Genomic DNA, 238 nt, shown 5'->3' with positions numbered 1-238 from the left:
CTTCGGGAGGCGACAACAACATCTTCACCCAGATCGGCTTGATCGTACTGGTGGGGCTTGCCTGTAAGAACGCGATTCTGATCGTCGAGTTCGCCAAGGATAAACAGCAGGACGAAGGCCTCAGCCCGCTCGCCGCGGTGCTCGAAGCTTGCCGTCTGCGTCTGCGGCCGATTCTGATGACTTCCTTCGCGTTCATCATGGGTGTTGTGCCACTGGTGTTCTCCAGCGGTGCCGGTGC

1 protein-coding gene is annotated in these 238 nt (G+C 59.2%); it reads left to right on the top strand.

What is annotated here, in order from left to right:
* Nucleotides 1–238, top strand: a 238-nt coding sequence (locus WLY71_RS31015; protein WP_347806617.1) for an efflux RND transporter permease subunit, incomplete at both ends; no start/stop codon positions are given.

Source organism: Pseudomonas rossensis, from assembly GCF_039888995.1.
GTDB classification, from domain to species: Bacteria; Pseudomonadota; Gammaproteobacteria; order Pseudomonadales; family Pseudomonadaceae; genus Aquipseudomonas; species Aquipseudomonas rossensis.
Note: the sequence above shows the minus strand (reverse complement) of the source record. Positions and strands in the feature narration are given on the sequence as shown.